The organism is Pseudomonas sp. LBUM1666 (assembly GCF_059695775.1).
The window spans coordinates 5,338,587-5,361,494 of the sequence record NZ_CP166789.1 but is presented as its reverse complement, the minus strand read 5'-3'; the positions used below and the strand labels follow the sequence as shown (position 1 = coordinate 5,361,494).

20 protein-coding genes and 4 tRNA genes are annotated in these 22,908 nt (G+C 59.0%); 15 read left to right on the top strand and 9 right to left on the bottom strand.

Going from position 1 to position 22,908, the window contains the following annotated elements; translation table 11 throughout:
* Positions 1–6: 6 nt before the first annotated feature.
* Genes ACA056_RS24715 through thiO form a run of 4 tightly spaced genes read left to right on the top strand, consistent with a single transcriptional unit; the run spans position 7 to position 5,159 of the window.
* Complete coding sequence (locus ACA056_RS24715; RefSeq protein WP_497268440.1) at positions 7–486, top strand: pilus assembly PilX family protein; 480 nt, start codon at positions 7–9, stop codon at positions 484–486.
* Positions 473–3,592: a pilus assembly protein gene (locus tag ACA056_RS24710; RefSeq protein WP_497268438.1), complete on the top strand. Its 3,120-nt coding sequence runs from the start codon at positions 473–475 to the stop codon at positions 3,590–3,592. Before ACA056_RS24715 ends, ACA056_RS24710 begins: the two co-directional genes overlap by 14 nt.
* 14 nt (positions 3,593–3,606) lie before the next feature.
* Positions 3,607–4,002 carry a type IV pilin protein gene (locus ACA056_RS24705; protein ID WP_497268436.1) on the top strand — a complete coding sequence of 132 codons (396 nt, stop codon included), beginning with the start codon at positions 3,607–3,609 and terminating at the stop codon, positions 4,000–4,002.
* Between the two features lie 56 nt (positions 4,003–4,058).
* Positions 4,059–5,159, top strand: coding sequence for a glycine oxidase ThiO (gene thiO, locus ACA056_RS24700; protein ID WP_497268434.1), 1,101 nt, complete (start codon positions 4,059–4,061; stop codon positions 5,157–5,159).
* A 3-nt stretch (positions 5,160–5,162) separates the two neighbouring features.
* On the opposite strand, the gene ACA056_RS24695 is transcribed toward thiO, so the two are convergent.
* The 4 genes from ACA056_RS24695 to ACA056_RS24680 all read right to left on the bottom strand — a co-directional run bounded on the left by ACA056_RS24695 (position 5,163) and on the right by ACA056_RS24680 (position 9,463).
* On the bottom strand, positions 5,163–6,509 hold the full coding sequence (locus ACA056_RS24695) for a sigma-54-dependent transcriptional regulator (protein ID WP_497268432.1): 1,347 nt from the start codon (positions 6,507–6,509) through the stop codon (positions 5,163–5,165).
* Entirely contained in the window at positions 6,506–8,095 is a 1,590-nt protein-coding gene (locus ACA056_RS24690; RefSeq protein WP_497268430.1) for a sensor histidine kinase, read from the bottom strand. Before ACA056_RS24690 ends, ACA056_RS24695 begins: the two co-directional genes overlap by 4 nt.
* The gene (locus tag ACA056_RS24685) at positions 8,085–8,318 is read right to left on the bottom strand and encodes a PP0621 family protein (protein WP_046048805.1); all 234 of its coding nucleotides are present in this window, start codon (positions 8,316–8,318) and stop codon (positions 8,085–8,087) included. Before ACA056_RS24685 ends, ACA056_RS24690 begins: the two co-directional genes overlap by 11 nt.
* A gap of 122 nt (positions 8,319–8,440) precedes the next feature.
* Positions 8,441–9,463, bottom strand: coding sequence for an outer membrane protein assembly factor BamD (locus ACA056_RS24680; protein WP_497268428.1), 1,023 nt, complete (start codon positions 9,461–9,463; stop codon positions 8,441–8,443).
* Between the two features lie 151 nt (positions 9,464–9,614).
* On the opposite strand from ACA056_RS24680, the gene rluD reads away from it, so the two are divergent.
* From rluD to ACA056_RS24645, 7 genes are all read left to right on the top strand, one after another.
* Positions 9,615–10,577, top strand: a complete 963-nt coding sequence (rluD, locus tag ACA056_RS24675) for a 23S rRNA pseudouridine(1911/1915/1917) synthase RluD (RefSeq protein WP_046048807.1) — start codon at positions 9,615–9,617, stop codon at positions 10,575–10,577.
* Complete coding sequence (gene pgeF, locus ACA056_RS24670; protein ID WP_497268426.1) at positions 10,574–11,293, top strand: peptidoglycan editing factor PgeF; 720 nt, start codon at positions 10,574–10,576, stop codon at positions 11,291–11,293. Before rluD ends, pgeF begins: the two co-directional genes overlap by 4 nt.
* 296 nt (positions 11,294–11,589) lie before the next feature.
* Positions 11,590–14,154: an ATP-dependent chaperone ClpB gene (gene clpB / locus ACA056_RS24665; RefSeq protein ID WP_095130594.1), complete on the top strand. Its 2,565-nt coding sequence runs from the start codon at positions 11,590–11,592 to the stop codon at positions 14,152–14,154.
* A gap of 298 nt (positions 14,155–14,452) precedes the next feature.
* A tRNA-Asn gene (locus ACA056_RS24660) sits at positions 14,453–14,528 on the top strand.
* A gap of 9 nt (positions 14,529–14,537) precedes the next feature.
* Positions 14,538–14,614: transfer RNA gene (locus ACA056_RS24655), tRNA-Pro, on the top strand.
* Positions 14,615–14,619: 5 nt separating this feature from the next.
* Positions 14,620–14,695, top strand: a tRNA-Lys gene (locus ACA056_RS24650).
* A 97-nt stretch (positions 14,696–14,792) separates the two neighbouring features.
* Positions 14,793–14,869, top strand: a tRNA-Pro gene (locus tag ACA056_RS24645).
* A gap of 129 nt (positions 14,870–14,998) precedes the next feature.
* Here the strand turns inward: ACA056_RS24645 and ACA056_RS24640 are convergent.
* From ACA056_RS24640 to ACA056_RS24620, 5 genes are all read right to left on the bottom strand, one after another.
* Positions 14,999–15,397 carry an HvfA family oxazolone/thioamide-modified RiPP metallophore gene (locus ACA056_RS24640; RefSeq protein ID WP_497268424.1) on the bottom strand — a complete coding sequence of 133 codons (399 nt, stop codon included), beginning with the start codon at positions 15,395–15,397 and terminating at the stop codon, positions 14,999–15,001.
* 319 nt (positions 15,398–15,716) lie between these two features.
* Entirely contained in the window at positions 15,717–17,015 is a 1,299-nt protein-coding gene (locus tag ACA056_RS24635) for an NAD(P)/FAD-dependent oxidoreductase (RefSeq protein WP_347805664.1), read from the bottom strand.
* Positions 17,016–17,075: 60 nt separating this feature from the next.
* On the bottom strand, positions 17,076–17,249 hold the full coding sequence (locus ACA056_RS24630; protein ID WP_008154890.1) for a DUF3094 domain-containing protein: 174 nt from the start codon (positions 17,247–17,249) through the stop codon (positions 17,076–17,078).
* Between the two features lie 51 nt (positions 17,250–17,300).
* Positions 17,301–17,828: an MOSC domain-containing protein gene (locus ACA056_RS24625; RefSeq protein WP_497268421.1), complete on the bottom strand. Its 528-nt coding sequence runs from the start codon at positions 17,826–17,828 to the stop codon at positions 17,301–17,303.
* A complete protein-coding gene (locus ACA056_RS24620; RefSeq protein WP_008154887.1) occupies positions 17,825–18,451 on the bottom strand; it encodes a DUF1780 domain-containing protein in 627 nt (208 codons plus the stop codon). Before ACA056_RS24620 ends, ACA056_RS24625 begins: the two co-directional genes overlap by 4 nt.
* 193 nt (positions 18,452–18,644) lie before the next feature.
* Between ACA056_RS24620 and ACA056_RS24615 the strand changes: the two genes are divergently transcribed.
* The 4 genes from ACA056_RS24615 (at position 18,645) to ACA056_RS24600 (ending at position 22,906) form a co-directional block, all read left to right on the top strand.
* The gene (locus tag ACA056_RS24615) at positions 18,645–19,466 is read left to right on the top strand and encodes a nitrilase-related carbon-nitrogen hydrolase (protein ID WP_497268418.1); all 822 of its coding nucleotides are present in this window, start codon (positions 18,645–18,647) and stop codon (positions 19,464–19,466) included.
* A gap of 89 nt (positions 19,467–19,555) precedes the next feature.
* A complete protein-coding gene (locus tag ACA056_RS24610) occupies positions 19,556–20,023 on the top strand; it encodes an FAD/FMN-containing dehydrogenase (protein ID WP_497273595.1) in 468 nt (155 codons plus the stop codon).
* A 298-nt stretch (positions 20,024–20,321) separates the two neighbouring features.
* Complete coding sequence (locus tag ACA056_RS24605) at positions 20,322–21,689, top strand: aromatic acid/H+ symport family MFS transporter (RefSeq protein WP_497268416.1); 1,368 nt, start codon at positions 20,322–20,324, stop codon at positions 21,687–21,689.
* The gene (locus ACA056_RS24600) at positions 21,686–22,906 is read left to right on the top strand and encodes a benzoate/H(+) symporter BenE family transporter (RefSeq protein WP_497268414.1); all 1,221 of its coding nucleotides are present in this window, start codon (positions 21,686–21,688) and stop codon (positions 22,904–22,906) included. Before ACA056_RS24605 ends, ACA056_RS24600 begins: the two co-directional genes overlap by 4 nt.
* The last annotated feature ends 2 nt before the right edge of the window (positions 22,907–22,908 follow it).

Here is a 22,908-nt window from a genome sequence, read left to right as displayed (position 1 = left end):
GGGCCGATGAGTATTTCTCCCGTGACCCCTCACGCCCAGCGTGGCATGGCGCTGCTGGTTAGCCTGGTGTTTCTTCTATTGCTGACATTGATCGGTCTTTCATCGATGCAAAACGCCACCCTGCAGGAAAAAATGGCTGGCAGCGTGACTTTGCGCAATCAGTCGTTCCAGGGCGCGGAGTCGGCGTTGCGCGTGGGTGAAAGCGCGGTGCAACTGGAGACCTATTCGTTGCCGGTCTGCAGCGGCACCACCCAATGCGCGCCACCGGCCGAGTCGTCGACAATCACCGGCGCCGGCTTCAATTCCACCTCGGGGGTGACCTGGATCGCCTCCGGCAGCGGTTTTTACGGGGTGCAGAACATCGGCACCACCCTGACCGCCGTGAATGTGCCAAGCAACACCTCGACAACGCTGTACCGGGTGACCGCAATCGGCATCGCGGGCAATTCACGCAGTGTGGTGGAGAGTATCTATGCGAAGTACTGAGACCCGCACAGGCTGGCGCCGTTGGTTGTTGCAGTTGCTCTGCGGCGCGGCGTTGAGCTTTTATCTGACAGCGCCGACTTACGCCTTCACTCCCTCGGATTCGCCGCTGCTGAGCGCCGCCGCCGTGGCACCCAATGTGATGCTGTTACTCGATGACTCGGGGAGTATGAACAACATTATCTGGGCGACTGGCTTCGACCCGACGGTCCCACGCACTCTGGTGACTATTTGTCTCTCGAATGGTTCGTGCTTGAAAGGGCGGGAACTTGACATGACCGATAGCAATATTTCCTTGTCGAGTTTGACTCGGGGAACATGTTCGAAAGGATGGTACGGTTTTTATAGCAGCAGCTTTCTCGGTCTGGATTCACTTTGCCTGAAGCTTCCCGATCCGGTGGGGGGGGAGGACACTCGTTATACGGCGAAATACTTGTCCTATCTGATAAGCCTGGCCAACCATTCCGACCGGGACTTCACCGATGGCTCGATCCCCAATGATTACAGGATGAATGTAGCGCGCAACGTTTCCAAGGCGTTGGTGGCCGGCAACCGCTCGTTGCGCATTGGCCTGGCGACGTTCAACCTGGCTGTCGGCAACCATAGGAATGACGGTGGTTACATCGCCCGTTCGGTCAGTGATTTGTCGGCCGTCAGCGGCACCGTGACGCAGGCTCAGGCCAATGCCAACTACAACGCATTGATCGCCGGAATCGACGAACTGAGCGCGGAGGCTAATACGCCGCTGGCTGAAGCCTATTACGAGATCACCCGCTATTTTCGTGGCATCGCGCCGTACAACAACTCGAAGCCTGCCACCTACACCAGTCCGATCCAGTATCGTTGCCAGAAAAACTATGGGGTGGTGATTACCGATGGTCTACCTACCTACGACCGAACTTTTCCGACCGACGATCCGCTGGGTGGCAGCCGGTTACCGAACTGGGACGGGATCAGAAGTAACGATGGCGCCAACCTCTTCGGCGACGATGAGGGCGACACCCTCTACCTGGATGATATCGCCAAGTTCGCCTTCGACATCGACATGCGCTCCTCGGGCGTTGATGTCGCGGGTAAAAGCTGGGATGCCCTGGATTTTCCCAGACAGAACATGAATACCTACACCGTGGGTTTCACCGCGGCAAACCAAATGCTGGCGGATGCCGCGACCTACGGGCAGGGCAAGTATTACCAGGCGACCGATGGCGTGGGGCTCAACAGCGCACTGTCTTCGGCCCTGAGCGACATCACCTCCAAGGCGGGCTCAGGTGGCAGTGGTGTGGCCAGCGGCACGACGCTGTCCAGCAGTTCAAGTTATTTCCAGACCAGCTACGACCCCAAGGACTGGCGCGGCACCATCAAGTCTTTTGGCTTCACATCTACGGGCGCGGTGAACACGGCCGCGGTGCTGTGGACGACCGATACCACCATCGTGCCCGGTGCTAGCGCGCCGACCTATCAATCCTGGAACACCCTGACCAACGCCGCTGTCACCCTGGCTTACAGTAACTTCTCCCCGGTCCAGCAGACCTCCCTCGGCCAGGGGCTGCCCACCGGCATCACCGGTAGTGATCTGGTGGAGTGGAGCAAGGGCACCAACAAAACCGGGTTGAAAGCGCGCAGTGTATTGCTCGGCGATATCATCAATTCGCCTCTCGTGTTGGCTGCGCCCAAGGACAAAACCGCGTCCGATCTTGTGGGTGACACCACCTACAGCACCTACCTCACCACCAAGGCCGCCAACATGAACTCCAGCCTGGTGGTGAACGCCAACGACGGTTTTGTAAACGTCATCAACTCGACCAACGGTGTCAGACGCTACGGCTATATGCCCTCCAGTGTGCTTCCATCATTGCGCTCCATCGCTGACCCCACTTACATCAATGGGGTAAGCCACAAGTTTCTGGTGGATGGCCAAGTCGGCGTGTTCGATGCCCAACTCAACAGCGCCTGGAAAACCCTGGCGATTGGTGGAACAGGGGCGGGCGGCAAAACCTTCTATGCGCTGCAGTTGTTCGACGCCTCGGCCGGTAACGTGACTAACGCGTTGTGGGAAATCAGCGCACCGGCCACAGCAAATACAGCGAACGTTTTCAATGATCTGGGTTATGCCTATGCGCGCCCCGACGTGGCACGCTTGGCTGATGGTCGCTGGGCCGCGTTTATCTCCAACGGTTATGGCAGCAATTCCGGGGTGGCAGCGCTGTATGTGGTGGATATCCGCGACGGCTCGCTGATCAAGAAAATCGTGGTGGACGCCGCGGAGACTACCAACGGCCTGTCGTCTGTAAAACTTCGGGTCAACTCGCAGAATGTGGTGCAGGCTGCCTATGGTGGCGACCTGAAAGGGCGGTTGTGGAAGTTCAATTTGAGTGGCGCCACCACCGACACCTGGGGGGTAGCGTTTTCCGGCAAGCCGTTATTCACCACGGCGGGCGGTGCGACCCAGCCGATCACCGTGCAACCATTGCTCGCCGATCACGCATTGGGCGGCAAGGAAGTGTTTTTCGGCACCGGCAAATTCAATGAGGCCGCCGACAAGACCAACAAGGATCTACAGGCGTTCTACGCGGTATGGGATGCGGAGGGTGGCGCGGGGCAAATCACCGCTTCCAGCTTGCAGGCGCAGGCGGTAACCGGCGTGTTCTCGGGTAGCAGTGGGCAACTCATCACCACCAGCCAGAACGACGTGACCTATCCGGCGAAAAAAGGCTGGTACCTGCCACTGGTGTACAACAACGTGCTAACCGGTGAGCGGGTGATCAATCAGGCCAGTCTGGTGGCCGGCCGGATTGTGTTCACCACGGCCAGCGTGGACACCACCGACCCTTGCGCCAGTTTCGGTACCGGCAAACTGGTCGAGCTGGATGCATTCAGCGGTAAGATGCTCAATTACGCGGTGCTCGACAGCAATGGCGACGGGCTGGTCGACATCAAGGATTCGATTTCCAGCGGGGTGATTTTCACCGGTGGTATTCCGACGCTGAACGCGATCGTCAACAATGCGTCCCGAAAGATTGTGAACGACTCCAGCGGTGGCATCAGCTCCCTGGTGGAAAAGCCCGGCGGTGGTGTCAACCGTCGCATCATGTGGCGACAAATACAGTAAGTGAGAGTTGAGGCATGCGCAGATCCAACCGAGGTTTTACCCTGATCGAAATCATGATCGTGATTGCGATCATCGGGATCGTCATCACCATTGGCTACCCGAGCCTCACCGAATACGTAAAAAAGGGCCGTCGAACGGAAGTGGCCGGGCTGCTCTCCGAGCAGGCGCAGCTCCTCGAGCGTTTCTATTCGAAGAGCAATGTCTACACCGGCGTTGCCGGCCTGAGCCCAGGCAATGACTTTTACACCATTACCCAGACACTGACCGATCAGACGTTCCTGCTGACGGCGGTGCGCAAGCCCGGCAAGGCCATGGCAGCTGACAAGTGCGGTGATTTCACCATCACCAACACTGGCGTCAGAAGCATGGTCAATGCGACGGCCACGACCAAGGATTGCTGGGGGCGCTGAGTTCCTTTTTCGGGCGCCTTTTGCGCCCTCTGTCTATTTAACGGTTGGATCAGAACATGACCAGGCAACAGCAAGTGGTGATTGTCGGCGGCGGGGTTATTGGCCTGCTGACGGCGTTCAATCTCGCGTCCGAAGTGCAAAGTGTTGTGCTGCTGGATCGCTCGAACGTCGGTCAGGAGTCGTCCTGGGCGGGTGGTGGCATCGTTTCGCCGCTCTACCCGTGGCGCTACAGCCCGGCGGTCACCGCGTTGGCGCATTGGTCCCAGGATTTTTATCCACAGCTGGGCGAGCGGCTGTTTGCAGCCACCGGTGTCGATCCCGAGGTGCATACCACCGGGTTGTACTGGCTGGATCTGGATGATGAGGCCGAGGCTCTGGCCTGGGCCGAGCGGGAAAACCGTCCGTTGCGGGCTGTGGATATCTCGGCGGCTCACGACGCGGTGCCTGTGTTGGGGAGCGGTTTTTCCCGAGCGATCTACATGGCCGATGTGGCCAATGTACGTAATCCTCGGCTGGTGAAATCCCTCAAGGCTGCGTTGCTGGCGCTGCCGAACGTGACGATTCATGAGCAGTGTGAAGTCAGCGGGTTTATCCGTGAAGGCGCGACGGTGGTCGGGGTGCAGACCTCGGCGGGAGCGATTCATGGCGATCAGGTGGTGCTGACCGCGGGTGCCTGGAGCGGTGATTTACTCAAAAGCCTGGGCCTGGAGCTGCCGGTCGAGCCGGTGAAAGGGCAGATGATTCTCTACAAATGCGCAGCGGATTTCCTGCCGAGCATGGTTCTGGCCAAGGGGCGTTATGCGATTCCTCGGCGCGACGGGCACATTCTGATCGGCAGTACGCTGGAGCATCAAGGCTTCGACAAGACGCCGACCGAATCTGCCCTGGAGAGCCTGAAGGCGTCGGCGGTGGAGTTGATTCCTGCACTGGCGGATGCCGAGGTCGTGGGGCACTGGGCCGGGTTGCGACCGGGCTCGCCGGAAGGTATTCCCTACATCGGTCGGGTGCCAGGGTTCGAAGGGCTTTGGCTTAATTGCGGGCATTACCGTAATGGCTTGGTGCTGGCGCCAGCGTCGTGTCAGTTGTTTGCGGATGTGATGCTGGGGCGTGAGCCGATCATTGATCCGGCGCCGTATGCGCCGGCTGGACGGATCTGAGACTCAATCGAGTCCCAGTTTCTTGAGCCTGTAGCGCATCGACCTGAATGAAAGATTCAACCGCTGAGCCGCCGCCGTGCGGTTCCAGCGGGTTTCTTCCAGGGCCTGGAGGATAAGGTTGCGTTCGACGTTTTCCAGGTAGTCTTCCAGGTTGTCGATCTGCGTCAGGTCCGGCACACCGCTTTCCGGGTTGCAGTTGCCTTCGGCCAGTCGCAGGTCGCTGGTTTCGATCTGCTTGTTTTCGCACAACGTATGAGCCCGTTCGAGCACATTCTCCAGTTCCCGCACATTGCCGGGGAAGCGATAGCTTTTCAGCGCTTCGAGGGCTTGGGGGTGGAGTTTTGCGGCGGGTTGGCCAGTGCTGATGGCCAGGCGTTTGAGCACATGGCAGGCGAGGGATTCGATGTCGTCACGGCGTTCGCGCAAGGGCGGCACCCGTAGTTCGATCACGTTCAACCGGTAGTACAAGTCCTGGCGAAAGCGTTCGGCGGCGACTTCGGCGTCGAGGTCTTTGTGGGTGGCGCAAAGGATACGCACATCGACCACGGTTTCCTGTTGCTCGCCGACACCGCGAACGGCTTTTTCCTGTATTGCCCGTAGCAGTTTGACCTGCATCGCCAGCGGCAAATCAGCCACTTCGTCGAGGAACAGGGTGCCGCCATGGGCAGCCTGGAACAGTCCGGGCTTGTCTTCGATGGCACCGCTGAAGCTGCCTTTGCGATGCCCGAAAAATTCGCTCTCCATCAATTCCGACGGAATCGCCCCGCAATTGACCGGGATAAAGGGTTGGCTGGCGCGCGGTCCTTGCTCATGGATCAGTCGCGCGACCAATTCCTTGCCGCTGCCGGATTCGCCGCTGATGTACACCGGCGCCTGGCTGCGGGCCAGTTTGTCGATGTGTTTGCGCAGGGCGCGCATGGGCGGTGAATCACCCAGCAGCCGGCGATCGATGGCGATACCGGTGCCGCCCGGCGCAGGTAAACGCAGCGCGCTGCTGACCAGTTCCCGCAGGCGAGTGAGGTCCACCGGTTTGGTCAGGAAGTCGAAGGCGCCGGCCTTGAGGGCGTTGATCGCGGTTTCCAGGCTGCCATAAGCGGTGATCATTGCCACCGGTACTTGGGGGTGGCGTTGCTGGATGTGTTGCACCAGCTCAAGGCCGGTGCCGTCCGGCAGGCGCATATCGGTCAGGCACAGGTCGAACGTCTCGCGCGACAGCAGGGCCTGGGCTTCGCCGAGGTTGCGGGCACTGAAGGTGTCGAGTTTCATCCGTCCCAGGGTGATTTCCAGGAGTTCGCGGATATCCGGTTCGTCGTCGACGATCAGGACTTTTTGCCGTGGGCTTATGTTCAACTTTGTTTCCGTCCGTGAGCAAAGGTGATGCGAAAGCAGCCGCCGCCTTGGCGTGGTTTGAAGTCTAGGCGGGCCTGGTTGCTTTCGCACAGCTCACGGGACAGATAAAGCCCCAGGCCGGTGCCTTGGGTGCTGGTGGTGAAGAACGGTTCGAATAAGTGCACTTGGTGCTCCGGTGCCACGCCGGGGCCATTGTCCAGGACCTCGAGGATCGGCAGCTGACTGTCCGGGTCGACAAACAACTCGAGCCAGGCCTGCGGCGGGTCGTGATTCAAGGCGCTATGGCGCCAGGCGTTGCGCAACAGATTGTCGAGAATCTGGGTCAGTTGGTCTGGGTCCATCAGGGTTTTGAAGTCCCCTGAGCCGATGCGCAGGTGAATTTGCTGACGCTCGGTCGCCCCCTCGCGGGTTTCGTTGACGAACTGTTCCAGCCACGGCTTCAGATCAAGCCGTTGCGCGACGGTTTGCTGGCGGCGGGACAGTTGCAGGACGTTTTCGATTACCCGATTCATTCGCTGAGAGTGGTCTTGAATAATCTGTGTCAGACGTCGATCCGCGCTGTTCAGTTCCTCTGATTCTTGCAATAGCTGCGCGGCATGACTAACGGCGCCCAGTGGATTGCGGATTTCATGGGCGATACCGGCGGTCAGGCGACCGAGGGCGGCGAGCTTCAATTGCTGGGCTTGTTGAGCGATTTGCGCGAGGTCTTCGAGAAAGACCAGGGTCTGGTGGTGTGGGCTTTGGTCCAGGGCAATGAAGCTCGGTTGCAGCTCCAGGCCACTGCTGGCGACCTTCAGGCTCTGGGGGCGCAGCGTCGGATTGTTGTGCCACAGTTGCAGGCGTTCGACCAGGCTGGGTGAGTAGTCGTCGATCAACTGGCCTGCGAGATTTTCCCTGCCTAACAGGTTCAACGCGCTGTGGTTGGCCAATTGAACCCGCCGTTTGTCGTCGAGTACCAGGATGCCGGTTCGCATGCGTTGCAGGATCAGGGCGTTGAGGGCTTCGAGGCCGACGACTTCGCTGGCCCGTTGTTCGGCGAGGGTTTCGCTGACTTCCAGGCGTCGGATCAGCCCTTGCACCAGCAATGCCGCTGCAAAACACAAAGCGCCGAGCGTGCCGACTTGCAGGTAATCGTTCGGGGTGGCGGGATGGCTGAAACTCAGGAGGAAGCTCAGTCCAACGATGCCGAGCGCGCCAACGGCGGCAATCAGCAGGCCGATGCGGCCTCGCAACAAGGTGTTGCTGATGGCTACCGATACGATCAGCAGGTTGCCGATGGCGCTGGCCACACCGCCGGCGGCGTAGAACAGACCGCACAGCAGCAGGACGTCGGTCAGCGCCAGGCTGAACAGTTGCGCCGGGCGCCGGGTATTCCCGAGGAATACCACCAGCAGGATGTTCAGCACCAGGTAAAACCAGCTGCCACTGCGCAGCAGGTCGTCATTGCTGAACGTCAGCAGCTGGTTGTCCATGTTGCTGGCGATCAACAGCACCAGGGTGATGCCGATGCTCAAACGGTAGAGGTGATAGAGGCGCAGCAGTCGCTGGGCCTGTTTGCTGCCGGGACTGGAGGTCTCAGCGATCACTGGAACCCGGGCCTTGCTCAAGATGAGCCTGGCTGCAATACCACTGTTGTTGAAGGTTCAGCGCGCGGTCGCGTGGCAGGTGTACGCCGCAATGGGCGCAGCGGACCATGGGGGCCGCTTCCAGCTCGGCAGAGGACTTGGGCACAGAAGCCTGGCCCTTGAACTTGCGCCAGAACCATACCGCAGCGGCAATCAGGGCGATCCAGAACAGTAAACGAAGCATGATGAGCTGCTATTTGACGAGTGATGAGCCAGTTTAGCCAAGGACATGACCAGCGCACAGCGTAATAATCGAGCCCATAAAAAAGGAGCCTCGAAAGGCTCCTTTTTGTACAACCCGACGGGTCAGTCAAACACGCCGAAGGTCATGTAGCTGAACCACGAGCGGTCGCTGTTATTGGCTTCGGACTCGTGTTCCTCTTCCTCGATCACGTCGCCATTTTCATCTTTCGGCTTGAGATCGCTTGGAATGGCGTCCTTGGCGTCCTGGAACTGCTTCTGCACGTCCTGGTTGGCGCGGGTTTCGCCCGGCGGCAGCGGTGGACGGGATTCGATCAGGCCCAGGGTCGCCTTGCTCAACCACGAACGGTTGTCGGCTTCGGCCACCGAAGGCTTGAACTGACCGTCGACCAGGCTTGGATGGTTCGGGTAGTTGAGCTTCAGGGTTTCGAGGCTGGTGGCAGCCAGGTCGTCCAGGTGCAGACGCTGGTAAGCCTCTGTCATCACCGCCAGGCCGTCACCGACCGCAGGGGTTTCCTGGAAGTTTTCCACCACGTAGCGACCACGGTTCGCGGCGGCGACATAGGCCTGACGGGTCAGGTAGTAGTCGGCAACGTGAATCTCGTAGGCCGCCAGCAGGTTGCGCAGGTAGATCATGCGCTGCTTGGCGTCCGGCGAGTAGCGGCTGTTGGGGAAGCGGCTGGTCAGCTGGGCGAACTCGTTGTAGGAGTCGCGAGCGGCACCCGGGTCACGCTTGGTCATGTCCAACGGCAGGAAGCGCGACAACAGGCCGACGTCCTGGTCGAAAGAAGTCAGACCCTTGAGGTAATACGCGTAATCCACGTTCGGGTGCTGCGGGTGCAGGCGAATGAAGCGCTCGGCGGCGGACTTCGCAGCTTCAGGCTCGGTGTTCTTGTAGTTGGCGTAGATGAGCTCGAGTTGAGCCTGATCGGCGTAGCGACCGAACGGGTAACGCGACTCCAGCGCCTTCAGCTTGGCTGTGGCGGCGGTGTAGCTATTGTTGTCCAGGTCAGTCTGAGCCTGCTGGTACAGCTCGACTTCGCTAAGGTTTTCGTCTACGACTTCCTTCGATGAGCAAGCAGCGGTCAATGCGAGGATGGCGATCAGCAGCAGGTGTTTCACTTGCATGGCGGCTTGCGTCCCTATGACGGCCGCTGTCTTGGGCGGGGCCGTCCTGTTATGATGAGCGCCCCGTTGAATAGCCTCGGGGCAAAAGACGCCGTATTTAACCACAAGCGCGCAGCCGAAACCAAAGGCTGTGCCGACGCCTAGTCTGAGCATGTCCGATAAAATTGAACTTCGCGCAGAGGTGCCGTCCGAATTGGGCGGCCAACGCCTCGATCAAGTCGCCGCACAATTATTCGCTGAGCACTCGCGCTCGCGCCTTTCCGCCTGGATCAAAGACGGCCGCCTGACTGTGGATGGGGCGGTTATCCGCCCGCGAGACATCGTTCATGGTGGTGCCATTCTTGAACTCACTGCCGAGCAGGAAGCTCAGGGCGAATGGATCGCTCAAGACATCGAGCTGGACATCGTCTATGAAGACGACGACATCCTGGTGATCAACAAACCCGCGGGTCTGGTGGTGCATCCTGCCGCCGGTCACGCTGATGGCACCTTGCTCAACGCCTTGCTGCACCACGTGCCGGACATCATCAATGTGCCCCGCGCCGGTATCGTGCATCGCCTGGACAAGGACACCACCGGTCTGATGGTGGTGGCCAAGACCATTCAGGCGCAGACACAGCTTGTCACGCAATTGCAGAGCCGCAGCGTAAGCCGGATCTACGAGTGCATCGTGATCGGTGTTGTGACTGCCGGCGGCAAGATCAACGCGCCGATTGGTCGTCATGGTCAGCAACGCCAGCGCATGGCCGTGATGGAAGGTGGCAAGCAAGCCGTCAGCCATTACCGCGTGCTCGAGCGTTTCCGCTCCCACACTCACGTGCGGGTGAAGCTGGAAACCGGTCGTACGCACCAGATTCGTGTGCATATGGCTCACATCAACTTCCCGTTGGTCGGAGATCCTGCCTACGGCGGTCGTTTCCGCATTCCGCCGGCAGCCAGTGTGACCATGATCGAATCGTTGAAGGCGTTCCCGCGTCAGGCGCTGCATGCGCGGTTCCTGGAGCTGGATCACCCGACCACCGGTAAACGCATGAGCTGGGAATCGCCACTGCCGGACGATTTCGTCTGGTTGCTGACGCTGCTCAAGCAAGACCGCGAGGCGTTCATCGGATGAGTGACTGGCTAATTCCCGACTGGCCTGCGCCTGCCGGGGTGAAAGCCTGCGTTACCACCCGTGCGGGCGGCGTCAGTCTGGCGCCGTTCGACAGCCTCAACCTCGGCGATCACGTCGATGACAGCCCCGAAGCTGTTGCCGAAAACCGCCGCCGCCTCACCGATCATTTCTCTATTCAGCCGGCCTGGTTAAAGCAGGTTCACGGCATTGCCGTGGCCCACGCAGACCCAAGCCTTACGGCCACTGCCGATGCCAGCTGGACGGAAACGCCCGGTATTGCCTGCACGGCGATGACCGCGGATTGCCTGCCGGCATTGTTTTGCGACCGTGCAGGCACTCGCGTCGCGGCGGCCCATGCCGGTTGGCGCGGGTTAGCGGCGGGTGTGCTGGAAGCGACTCTAGACACGCTGGCTGTGCCACCAGCAGAAGTGCTGGTCTGGCTTGGCCCGGCCATTGGCCCGCAAGCCTTTGAAATCGGCCCGGAAGTGCGCGAAACCTTCGTCGAGCAATTGCCCGAAGCCGCCAAAGCCTTTGTGCCGAGTCAAAATGCTGGCAAATTCATGGCTGACATCTATGAGCTGGCGCGTTTGCGCCTGGCCGCTCGCGGTGTCACCGCTGTTTATGGTGGCGGTTTCTGCACCGTGACCGATCCTCGCTTCTTTTCTTACCGTCGCAGCCCACGCACCGGTCGGTTTGCCTCCCTCATTTGGCTTTAGTGCCCTGTCTCACGAGTACTGTTCCTTTTTGACGGTGTCTGTTGCCGTCATGCTGCGTTGTCGCTCCTCGCCATAGCGGGCTATGACTCGTCGCGACGCCTTGCCTGACGACAACAGTCACTCGTCAAAAGAGGAACGTACTCGTGAGACAGGGCACAAACGCTAGACTTCTCTGATCTACATCAACTGTACGACGCTTGAAACTCCCAGAATCGACCACATCTAGTGAGGTATCTGGCAGGTTTCTTCATTCAGGATGTTTTATAGGTCCGGCCTGCTCAAAAGGAAGGTGACCCATGCGTATAGACCGTTTAACCAGCAAGTTGCAGTTAGCCTTGTCCGACGCCCAATCCCTGGCAGTCGGCCTCGATCATCCGGGCATTGAACCGGCGCACTTGATGCAAGCCATGCTTGAGCAGCAGGGTGGTTCGATCAAGCCCCTGTTGATGCAGGTTGGATTCGACGTCAACAGCCTGCGTAAAGAGCTGACCAAAGAGCTCGACCAACTACCAAAAATCCAGAACCCGACCGGCGACGTGAACATGTCGCAGGATCTGGCGCGCCTGCTCAACCAGGCCGATCGCCTGGCCCAGCAGAAGGGCGACCAGTTCATCTCCAGCGAGCTGGTGTTGCTCGCCGCCATGGACGAGAACAGCAAACTCGGCAAATTGTTGCTCGGTCAGGGCGTCAGCAAGAAAGCCCTGGAAAACGCGATCAACAACCTGCGCGGTGGTGAGGCCGTCAATGACGCCAACCACGAAGAGTCGCGTCAGGCGCTGGATAAATACACTGTCGACCTGACCAAGCGTGCCGAAGAAGGCAAGCTCGATCCGGTGATCGGCCGTGACGACGAAATTCGGCGGACCATTCAGGTCCTGCAACGCCGTACCAAGAACAACCCGGTGCTGATCGGCGAGCCTGGCGTGGGTAAAACCGCCATCGCCGAAGGCCTGGCCCAGCGCATCATCAATGGCGAAGTGCCGGATGGGCTGAAAGGCAAGCGCCTGCTGTCCCTGGACATGGGGTCGCTGATTGCCGGTGCCAAGTACCGTGGCGAGTTCGAAGAGCGCCTCAAATCCCTGCTCAACGAACTGTCGAAGCAGGAAGGGCAGATCATTCTGTTCATCGACGAACTGCACACCATGGTCGGCGCCGGTAAAGGCGAAGGTTCTATGGACGCGGGCAATATGCTCAAGCCTGCGTTGGCCCGTGGTGAACTGCACTGCGTCGGCGCGACCACGCTCAACGAGTACCGCCAATATATAGAGAAGGATGCGGCCCTCGAACGGCGCTTCCAGAAAGTGCTGGTGGACGAGCCGAGCGAAGAAGACACCATCGCGATTCTGCGTGGCCTGAAAGAGCGCTACGAGGTTCACCACAAGGTGGCGATCACTGACGGCGCAATCATCGCTGCGGCCAAGCTCAGTCATCGCTATATCACTGACCGTCAGCTGCCGGACAAGGCCATCGACCTGATCGACGAAGCGGCTAGCCGCATCCGCATGGAGATCGACTCCAAGCCGGAAGTACTCGATCGTCTGGAGCGTCGTCTGATTCAGCTGAAGGTGGAATCCCAGGCGCTGAAGAAAGAAAGCGACGAAGCCGCGATAAAACGTCTGGAAAAACTCCAGGAAGAAATCGTCCGCCTCGAACGTGAGTACTCGGACCTGGAGGAAATCTGGAACGCGGAAAAAGCCGAAGTTCAAGGTTCTGCGCAGATCCAGCAGAAAATCGAACAGTCCCGTCAGGAACTGGAAGCTGCCCGCCGCAAAGGCGACTTGAACCGCATGGCCGAGTTGCAGTACGGGATCATCCCGGATCTGGAGCGCAGCCTGCAAATGGTCGACCAGCACGGCAAAACTGAAAACCAGTTGCTGCGTAGCAAGGTGACCGAAGAAGAAATCGCCGAGGTCGTGTCCAAGTGGACGGGCATTCCGGTGTCGAAAATGCTCGAAGGCGAGCGCGACAAGCTGATGAAGATGGAAAGCCTGTTGCACCAACGTGTGATCGGCCAGGACGAAGCGGTGATTGCCGTTTCCAACGCCGTGCGGCGTTCCCGTGCCGGTTTGTCCGATCCGAATCGCCCGAGCGGTTCATTCATGTTCCTCGGCCCGACCGGTGTTGGTAAAACCGAGCTGTGCAAGGCGTTGGCCGAGTTCCTCTTTGATACGGAAGAGGCGATGGTGCGGATCGACATGTCCGAGTTCATGGAGAAACATTCCGTGGCGCGTCTGATCGGTGCGCCACCAGGCTACGTTGGCTATGAAGAGGGCGGTTACCTGACCGAGGCGGTGCGTCGCAAGCCATATTCGGTGATCCTCCTGGACGAGGTCGAGAAGGCCCACCCGGACGTCTTCAACATCTTGCTGCAAGTGCTGGAAGATGGCCGACTGACCGACAGTCACGGCCGCACGGTGGATTTCAAAAATACCGTGATTGTCATGACCTCCAACCTCGGTTCGGTGCAGATCCAGGAATTGGTCGGTGATCGTGAGGCTCAGCGTGCGGCAGTGATGGATGCGATTTCCACACACTTCCGGCCGGAGTTCATCAACCGGGTCGATGAAGTGGTGATCTTCGAACCGTTGGCTCGGGATCAGATCGCGGGCATTACCGAGATCCAGTTGGGTCGCCTGCGCAGTCGCCTGACCGAGCGCGAGCTGAAGCTTGATCTCAGCCCTGAGGCCATGGATAAGCTGATCGCGGTGGGTTACGACCCGGTTTACGGCGCACGGCCGCTCAAACGAGCGATCCAGCGCTGGATCGAGAACCCGCTGGCGCAGTTGATTCTGTCCGGTCGTTTCATGCCGGGCGATACCGCCAAGGGTGTCGTGGAGAACGACGAAATCGTATTCGTCTGATTCACGGCGGCAGCAAAACCTACGAGGCCTCGCATTGCGAGGCCTTTTTTTCGCCAGGCTGTTGAACTGAAAGGAAAAGGCTTGTAAAGTGCGCCCCGCAGTAAGTCGCCCTGAAGGGTTCCAGCTCCCCAAGCAGGAATCTGAAATAAGTTGCAAATCATTAACTTGAAAGCAATTTAGGGGGTTGACAGAGGTGCTTAAGATTGTAGAATAGCGCGCCTCAGACACACGAACGCAGCGATGCGAACGGGTCGAAGAGGTGAAGCAAGCTTCACAGTTGTAAATTGAAATATGTAGTTCCGTGATAGCTCAGTCGGTAGAGCAAATGACTGTTAATCATTGGGTCCCAGGTTCGAGTCCTGGTCACGGAGCCAATTTCAAGCCGGGGTATAGCGCAGTCCGGTAGCGCGCCTGCTTTGGGAGCAGGATGTCAGGAGTTCGAATCCCCTTACCCCGACCATTTTTGGGTCGTTAGCTCAGTTGGTAGAGCAGTTGGCTTTTAACCAATTGGTCGTAGGTTCGAATCCCACACGACCCACCATTTTTGAAACCAGTTCACGCTGGGATCAGATCTTAAGATCAGAGGCCAAAAGCACTGATCGAAGAAGGCGACTTTTTAAAGGTCGCCTTTTTATTACCGGGGTATAGCGCAGTCCGGTAGCGCGCCTGCTTTGGGAGCAGGATGTCAGGAGTTCGAATCCCCTTACCCCGACCATATTAAAAATCCTCGTATCGAAAGATACGGGGATTTTTTTTTGTTTGCCCAAAACACACTTCTTTTCAATCTGGCAGACGAAAAAAAGCCGCGCATCCCGATGGAAAGCGCGGCTTGATTCTCAGAGGCTTAGGCGCCGTCTTGGTCTTTCAAGTGTTCGAACAAGCCTTTTGGCATTTTCTTGCCGTTAGCTTCGTAGTTGGCTTTTACGTTATCAAACGCCTCTTGCTCGTCGATGAAGCCGTCATGGTTGGTGTCGATTTTGTCGAAATTGGACTTCGGCGCCACTTTCAGGAATTCCGCGCGGGATACCTTGCCGTCACCATCGGTGTCTGTCTTGGCCATCGATTCATCACCACACTTACCTTCGCCACATTTGCCTTCAGGGGTTTTCACGACCTGTTCGGCCGAGGCCAGCAGATAGCCCTGAGTCAAAGGTTGCGAGGCGAAAACAGCGCCGGACAACATCATTCCACCGGCCAAAACAGCGCCGAGCAGACCGATAGTGTTTTTGGTGGTACGGGACATTTCAAATCTCCTGGGTTGCACGACACAACCGCTCGATAAAGGGTTGCCACGTAAGTGCGGCGATCACCGAAGCAGGCGGGCTGCCTTGTTCGGATGTGGCCATTTAATGGGCACGGTGTATCGCTACTGTGTCGCGCAAGGGGGGAGTTTGTAAGCGAAGGGGCTGGATCGAGGGAGAGATACAGTGAGACACAGACCTCCAGATCATGGAGATCAAATGTGGGAGCGAGCCTGCTCGCGATGAGGGACTCACATTCAACAGATGTGCTGAATGTCAGACCGCTATCGCGAGCAGGCTCGCTCCCACAGTGGAGGTGTATTAGTGCAGCTTCAGTCTTGGCTCAGTCCCGCGCCCGATCTTGCTGCCCAACATCAACATCGCCGTACGAAACGCGCCATACAGCGCCATCTGGTGCATGCGATACAGCGACACGTAAAACATCCGCGCCAGCCAGCCTTCCAACATCACGCTGCCGGTGAGGTTGCCCATCAAGTTACCCACAGCCGAAAAACGCGACAGCGAGATCAGCGAGCCGTAGTCGGTGTATTTGTACGCAGGCAGAGGTTTGCCTTCGATCCGCAGTTTCAGCGATTTGGCCAGCAACGAAGCCTGCTGATGCGCAGCCTGGGCGCGTGGCGGAACATTGCGGTCGGTGCCCGGCTGCGGGCAGGCTGCGCAGTCACCGAAGGCGAAGATGTTCTCGTCGCGGGTGGTTTGCAGGGTCGGCAGCACTTGCAGCTGATTGATCCGGTTAGTCTCCAGACCATCGATGTCCTTGAGAAAACCCGGCGCACGAATCCCGGCCGCCCAGACTTTCAGGCTGGCGTTGATGACTTTGCCATCGGCGGTAATCAGGCTGTCGGCCGTCACCTCACTGACGGCGGCATTGGTCATGACGTTGACCCCGAGTTTCTCCAGGGTTTTATGCACAGGCCCGCCGATACGTTCCGGCAGGGCTGGCAACACCCGTGGCCCGGCTTCGATCAAGGTGATGTGCATGTTCTCCGGTTTGATCCGGTCCAGGCCGTAAGCCGCCAGTTCATGGGCGGCGTTGTGCAGTTCGGCAGCCAATTCGACCCCGGTGGCACCGGCGCCGACGATGGCCACGCTGATCTGCTCGACCTTGTCGGTCTGCCCGGCATGGGCACGCAGGTAGTGGTTGAGCAATTGCTGGTGGAAGCGCTCGGCCTGTTTGCGGGTGTCGAGGAACAGGCAGTGTTGCGCCGCGCCCTGAGTACCGAAATCGTTGGTGGTGCTGCCGACCGCGATCACCAGCGAGTCGTAACCCACTTCGCGCGCCGGGACCAGTTCAATGCCGGCTTCGTCGTAGGTGGCAGCCAGCTGGATTTTTTTCTGTGCGCGATCGAGCCCGCTCATGCGCCCCAGCTGGAACTCGAAGTGGTTCCATTTGGCCTGGGCAACATAGTTGAGTTCGTCTTCGGAAGAGTTCAGGGAACCTGCCGCCACTTCGTGCAACAACGGTTTCCAGATGTGGGTCAGGTTCGCGTCGACCAGCATCACACTGGCCGTGCCGCGCTTGCCCAGAGTCTTACCCAGACGGGTAGCCAACTCCAGACCGCCGGCGCCGCCGCCAACGATGACAATACGATGAGTCATGGGGATATCTCGCAAGGCTAAAAGAAATCGGTGCAATTACCCGAGCGAGCGCGATGCAGCTCATAGCGTCAGGTAACTGATCAGTCGGCTCAACAGGCCTAAACCAATGGTCACTGCCAACACCACCACCAGGAGCATCCACGGCCGGAAAGGCCGGCGCTCGACTTGGTGCTGGGACAGTTGCAGGTACTCTTCGACATGCTTTTGGTCGTCGGGGTTCAGGCGGCTGGTCATAAAGGCCTCGTCAGGTAGACGTTGCTGAATGTGTAGAAGCTACAGGCTGATTTAACGAACGTTGAACGGAGCATAGCCGCTGTCCGGAACAGGCTCGACATTCAGCGTATCGTCCAGGCGAATGATCCCACTTTGTAACACTCGGGCTGTGATTCCGCCATGTCCGCGAACCGCCTGAAACGTCCCGGGGCCAAGGTTGTTTTGCAGGCGTGCGCAAGGCTGGCACCAGCCGGTGGTTTCGAAAATCGCCTGGCCGATCCGGAAGCGACGGCCCTTGAGGCTGAACAGGTTGATACCGCTGATAACGAGGTTGCGCCGCAAATCATTCGGTAAGACCGGTTTGTCGTCCGGGCGGCCCATGAGCGAGCTGATCACTGCCAGATGCTCCCACTGAATCAGCGTCACCTGCCGCGCATTGCGTACGCCGGGACGGGCTCGATCGCCTGTCAAACCGGCCTCAAACCGCGCTTCCACGGCCTCCAGTTCAATCATCGGAGCATGAGGTGCCGGGCGCACGCCGATCCAGCGTACGCGGCCGATTTGCGGAACTTCAGCAATCAGTTCCTGCAATGGACTCACAGGCTGATCCCGACGTCGAAGACGATGCTGCGGCCGAGGTTACTGCGCAGGAAATCCGGGGCATCCGGGTGTGCAAACAGCACCCGGGCGAAGGTTGGACCGACCAGCGACAACGAGCGCCAGCCTTGGCGCAGGTATTCGGTCGGCGGCGGGAAATGGCTGTTGAGGTCCAGCACTTCGCGCTTGAGGCTGGCGAAGGCGATGATGTCCAGTTCGCCCAGGTCCATGCCGCGTTCTTTGTAGTTGTGCGCTTTTTTGCGCAAGGTCGGCGCCAGTCTCAGCAGAAACTCATTGGCCGGGATGCGCCGGGGCTTGGCCTCGCGGCGCACCAGCGAACTCAGAGAAAACGCGCTGCGCCGGCGTTGCAGCTCATCTCGCCATTCGTCATTGAGGCGTCGGCCTTCATCGAGCACGAAAAACACTTCGAAACTGGCGTCACGAAACAGCACGTCCGGCGGCTCCCCGGCCGGGGCGAATTCGTCGGCGCGATAGGGAATGTTCAGGCCTTGCAGCAGGCGCTGACAGACCCAACGCTCACGCTCCCATTTGCGGGCATTGGACAGGAACGCGTTGGCTTGCTCGGCCGCGATGGTCAGCAGGCGTAAATAATCTGAGTCATCCATAGGCCCAAGCTTAGCGTTCAAATGCGACAAGCTGAAAGCTTTGCATCGACACGAGGCCGTTATGGTCCAGCGGGCTTCATCGGCGTCCGGGCGCTTGCGGCGTTTCTTTGATCATTGTTGCCTGATGTTTCCCCGCCAGTGTCCGGTTTGGCCTTTTCTGTATCTTCTCCGGGATGACAGTTCTGGAGGTTTTATGAAAACAACAGGAGTGACCCAAATCATCACGGGATACTTTCAGTTTCCTGTGGCATTCAAAAGGCCTGAGTTCAATTGCCAAACAATTGCTGACGGTCTCAAGGATGCTGATTTTGATCTACTCGTGCTGCCTGAAATGTGTACGACGGGTTATCTCTTCGATTCAAAAGAAGAGCTTTTGCCTTTTGCCGAGTGTGCTCAAACGGGAGCGTTTGCCGGTTTTTTGCAAGACTTGTCAGCGCAGAAGCAGGCGACATTAGTTGCCGGCATGGTCGAACGCGATGGTGACAATCTTTACAACACTGCCATTGTGGTGAGTCGAGGCAAGTGGCTGGGTAAACAACGCAAGTGCCATATCACAGACCTGGAGAAGAAACTCTTCGAGGAAGGTGACCGCTGGCAGTGCTTTGATGATGGCAAGATTCGCTTTGGGGTTCTGATCTGTTTTGATCTATGGCTTCCTGAGGCCGCTCGATTGCTCGCTCTGGACGGCGCGAAACTCTATTGCTGCCCGGTCAACTATGGCGGCCCATGGACCGGCGATATCATGCGAGTCCGCGCGATGGAGAACGGCCTGCCGCTCGTTTCCTGCAATAGAACAGGCGTCGAATCGGGGCTGCTAATAGACGCTCACTTTCGTGGAGAAAGTCAGATCATAGATGCCACCGGAAACAAGCTCGTTCAATCCCGGCAAGAAACCAGCCTTGAGCTGACCACGCTGTCTATCGGCCCCAAGGGAGAAGCTCAAGGTAATGTCATGTGCAGCGATCTTTTAAGAGAGGCTCGACGTTACACGCTCTCAGGACCTGTGAATCGGTAGCGCGCTCCAGGTCACGGCGACTGGGTATGCGAAGCGGGCGGTGTAGACTGGTGTTCATTGCGCACAAGCGCCTCAACGAAGGGAATGCCGTGAAATACTGGCCCGTGTTGTTGCTCAGTCTTCTGCCTCTTTGGGCTCAGGCGCTGGAGGTGGGGGAGCGGCTGGCGCCGTGGACCTTGCTTGATCAGTTCGATCAGGCCTTCACGCTTGATAATCAGACTCAGACGCTGCTGGTGGCGCGGAGCATGGACGCCGCCAAACTGGTCGCCGCCGCTCTGCAGGACCAGCCCAAGGGCTACCTGGAGGCTCGGCACGCGGTATTTGTCGCGGACATCCAGCGCATGCCTCGACTGATCGCGAAAATGTTCGCAGTACCGGCCATGCGCGATTATGCCTATCGAGTGATGCTTGACCGTGATGGTCGCGTGGCGCCGCGCTATCCCGGGCCTGTGGATAAAGTGCTGTGGCTGCAGCTCAAGGACGGTCAATTGGTGGCTCAGTACGAATACGCCACGGCTGCGCAATTGCGGGAGGCGCTGGAGAAGACCCTGCCCTGATTGGAACAAAGCTCCTGTGACCGCAGACCCTGACATCTGAGTCATCCATAGCCCCGCGCTTGGCGTTCAAATGCGATCGCAATGAAGGCAGTTCATCGGAGAGGTTCCGATCTGCCGGATTTGCGGCCCGCCATCCCCGCAACACTCCTCATACCACGCCCGGTTCAGGGCATTGCACAAAACGGATAGTGATCTGCGCAAAGCGGATATTTCCTCGTGCCCGGCCTCTCTACCCTCGGCTGTACGGACGTAAGCCGCTTTACCGACGCTCTAAAAACAACAACAAGAGATAGATGCCATGCGCAAGATCAACGTACATGAGGTTATCGACAACGCACGATTCAACCGCTTCCACTGGATGGTGCTGTTCTGGTGCGCCCTGATCATCATTTTCGACGGTTACGATTTGGTGATCTACGGCGTGGTGCTGCCGATGCTGATGAAAGAGTGGGGGCTCAGTCCCCTGCAAGCGGGCGCACTGGGCAGTTATGCACTGTTCGGCATGATGTTCGGCGCGTTGTTTTTCGGCCCGCTGTCGGACAAGATCGGCCGCAAAAAAGCCATCACGATCTGCGTGATGCTGTTTAGCGGTTTTACCGTGCTCAATGGTCTTGCCCGTAACCCCACCGAGTTTGGCCTCTGCCGGTTCATTGCCGGGCTTGGCATTGGCGGGGTGATGCCCAACGTCGTGGCACTGATGAACGAGTACGCGCCGAAGAAAATCCGCAGCACGCTGGTGGCGATCATGTTCAGCGGCTATTCGGTAGGCGGCATGCTCTCGGCGGGGCTCGGTATCGTGCTGATCCCGAGTTTTGGCTGGCAGTCGGTGTTTTACGTGGCGGTGCTGCCGTTGCTGTTGTTGCCGTTGATCATGTACTTCCTGCCCGAGTCGGTGGGTTTCATGCTGCGCCAGGGGCGCAATGAAGAGGCACGCAACATCCTGCAGCGGATTGACCCGGCGTACGTCGCGCAAACCAGCGATCAGTTGCACATGAGCGAAGTGAAGGGTACCGGCACGCCGGTGCTGCAACTGTTTCGCGAGGGTCGTGCGCTGCGCACGCTGATGCTGTGGCTGGCGTTTTTCTGCTGCTTGCTGATGGTCTACGCCTTGAGTTCGTGGCTGCCGAAACTGATGGCCAACGCCGGTTACAGCCTGGGTTCGAGTCTGTCGTTCCTGCTGGTGCTCAACTTCGGCGCCATTTTCGGCGCGGTCGGTGGCGGTGTACTGGGAGACAAGCTCAACCTGCCTCGGGTGTTGGCGGTGTTCTTCGCCGTGGCTGCGGTGTCGATCACCTTACTGGGATTCAACAGCCCGATGCCGCTGTTGTACCTGCTGATCGCCATTGCCGGTGCCACCACCATTGGCTCGCAGATTCTGTTGTACGCCTGCGCCGCGCAGTTCTACTCCATGACCATTCGCTCCACCGGTTTGGGCTGGGCGTCGGGCATCGGGCGCAACGGTGCCATCGTCGGACCGCTGCTGGGCGGTGCATTACTCGGGATCAGCCTGCCGCTGCAACTGAACTTCATGGCCTTTGCCTTGCCCGGTGCGGTGGCCGCGATTGCCATGACCGTGTTCGCCATTAGCAGTCGACGCAGTGCTAAACAAGCGCTGTCGGGCCTGCGCCACGGTTCGCCCGACGGGGCTGTTGGCGACGTTTCATGAGAGCGTTAGTCCGGGACTTTTCCCTGTCTGCGGCAGTCGCCGGATTTATCGCCACGGTGATTTCCTACGCAGGCCCGTTGGTGATCATCTTCCAGGCCGCCGAGACCGCGCACCTCTCGCGGGAGGTGCTGTCTTCCTGGGTCTGGGCGATTTCCATCGGCAGCGCCGTGCTCGGCATCGGTCTGAGCCTGCGTTACCGCGTCCCGGTGATCATCGCGTGGTCGGCGCCGGGTTCGGCGTTGCTGGTGGCGCTGTTGCCGGGGATCTCCATGCCGGAAGCGGTAGGCGCGTATCTGGTCAGCAGCCTGATTATCTTTCTGGTCGGCGTGTCGGGGGCGTTTGACCGGATCATCAGCAAACTGCCCGCGGCCATTGCGGCGGCGATGCTGGCGGGGATTCTGTTTAGCTTCGGCACCGGGTTATTCGTCTCGTTGCAGGGCAAGCCGTTGCTGGTGCTGGCGATGTTCGTCACGTACCTGATCTGCAAACGGCTGATGCCGCGGTACGCGGTGTTGATGGTGCTGCTGGTGGGCTGCTCGATGGCTTTTGTCGCCGGTGATTTGCACAGCGAGGCGTTGGTGATCGGGTTGGCCACGCCGGTGTGGATCACGCCCGCGTTCAGCCTGAGCGCGACCCTGAATATCGCCTTGCCGCTGGTGATGGTGGCGCTGACCGGCCAGTTCGTTCCCGGCATGGCGGTGCTGCGGGCCAGCGGTTACGCAACACCGGCCGGCCCGATCATCGCCAGCAGTGCGGTGGGCACGGCGCTGTTGGCACCGTTTGGTTGCCATGGGCTGAATCTGGCAGCCATCACCGCGGCGATTTGTACCGGGCGCGAGGCTCATGAAGATCCCGGCAAACGTTATGTGGCCGGGGTTGTGGGCGGGCTGTGTTACCTGGTGCTGGGGATCTTCGGCGCCACCCTGGTTTCACTGTTTTCCGCGTTCCCCAAAGAACTGATCGCAGCCTTGGCCGGGCTGGCGCTGTTCGCTGCGATTGCCGGGGCGTTGGCCGGCGCAATGGCCGTGCCGAGTGATCGCGAAGCCGCGTTGGTGACTTTTCTGACCACCGCGTCGGGCATGTCGTTGTTGGGTTTGTCCGCCGCCTTTTGGGGGCTGATTTTCGGCATGGTCACGCACTTGTTGTTAAACGCCCGTCGTCCCGTTCCCCGCCGCGAATCCGCGGCGGCTGAAGCACTTCAACCTGTCGATCAATAAAA

Coding starts and splice junctions, on each gene's coding strand:
- ACA056_RS24635 (WP_347805664.1), bottom strand. CDS start 17,015: ATGACTCATCGTATTGTCATCGTTGGCGGCGGCGCCGGCGGTCTGGAG.
- ACA056_RS24615 (WP_497268418.1), top strand. CDS start 18,645: ATGAAAACAACAGGAGTGACCCAAATCATCACGGGATACTTTCAGTTT.
- thiO (WP_497268434.1), top strand. CDS start 4,059: ATGACCAGGCAACAGCAAGTGGTGATTGTCGGCGGCGGGGTTATTGGC.
- clpB (WP_095130594.1), top strand. CDS start 11,590: ATGCGTATAGACCGTTTAACCAGCAAGTTGCAGTTAGCCTTGTCCGAC.
- ACA056_RS24620 (WP_008154887.1), bottom strand. CDS start 18,451: ATGGATGACTCAGATTATTTACGCCTGCTGACCATCGCGGCCGAGCAA.
- ACA056_RS24605 (WP_497268416.1), top strand. CDS start 20,322: ATGCGCAAGATCAACGTACATGAGGTTATCGACAACGCACGATTCAAC.
- pgeF (WP_497268426.1), top strand. CDS start 10,574: ATGAGTGACTGGCTAATTCCCGACTGGCCTGCGCCTGCCGGGGTGAAA.
- ACA056_RS24600 (WP_497268414.1), top strand. CDS start 21,686: ATGAGAGCGTTAGTCCGGGACTTTTCCCTGTCTGCGGCAGTCGCCGGA.
- ACA056_RS24715 (WP_497268440.1), top strand. CDS start 7: ATGAGTATTTCTCCCGTGACCCCTCACGCCCAGCGTGGCATGGCGCTG.
- rluD (WP_046048807.1), top strand. CDS start 9,615: ATGTCCGATAAAATTGAACTTCGCGCAGAGGTGCCGTCCGAATTGGGC.
- ACA056_RS24630 (WP_008154890.1), bottom strand. CDS start 17,249: ATGACCAGCCGCCTGAACCCCGACGACCAAAAGCATGTCGAAGAGTAC.
- ACA056_RS24710 (WP_497268438.1), top strand. CDS start 473: ATGCGAAGTACTGAGACCCGCACAGGCTGGCGCCGTTGGTTGTTGCAG.
- ACA056_RS24680 (WP_497268428.1), bottom strand. CDS start 9,463: ATGCAAGTGAAACACCTGCTGCTGATCGCCATCCTCGCATTGACCGCT.
- ACA056_RS24685 (WP_046048805.1), bottom strand. CDS start 8,318: ATGCTTCGTTTACTGTTCTGGATCGCCCTGATTGCCGCTGCGGTATGG.
- ACA056_RS24705 (WP_497268436.1), top strand. CDS start 3,607: ATGCGCAGATCCAACCGAGGTTTTACCCTGATCGAAATCATGATCGTG.
- ACA056_RS24640 (WP_497268424.1), bottom strand. CDS start 15,397: ATGTCCCGTACCACCAAAAACACTATCGGTCTGCTCGGCGCTGTTTTG.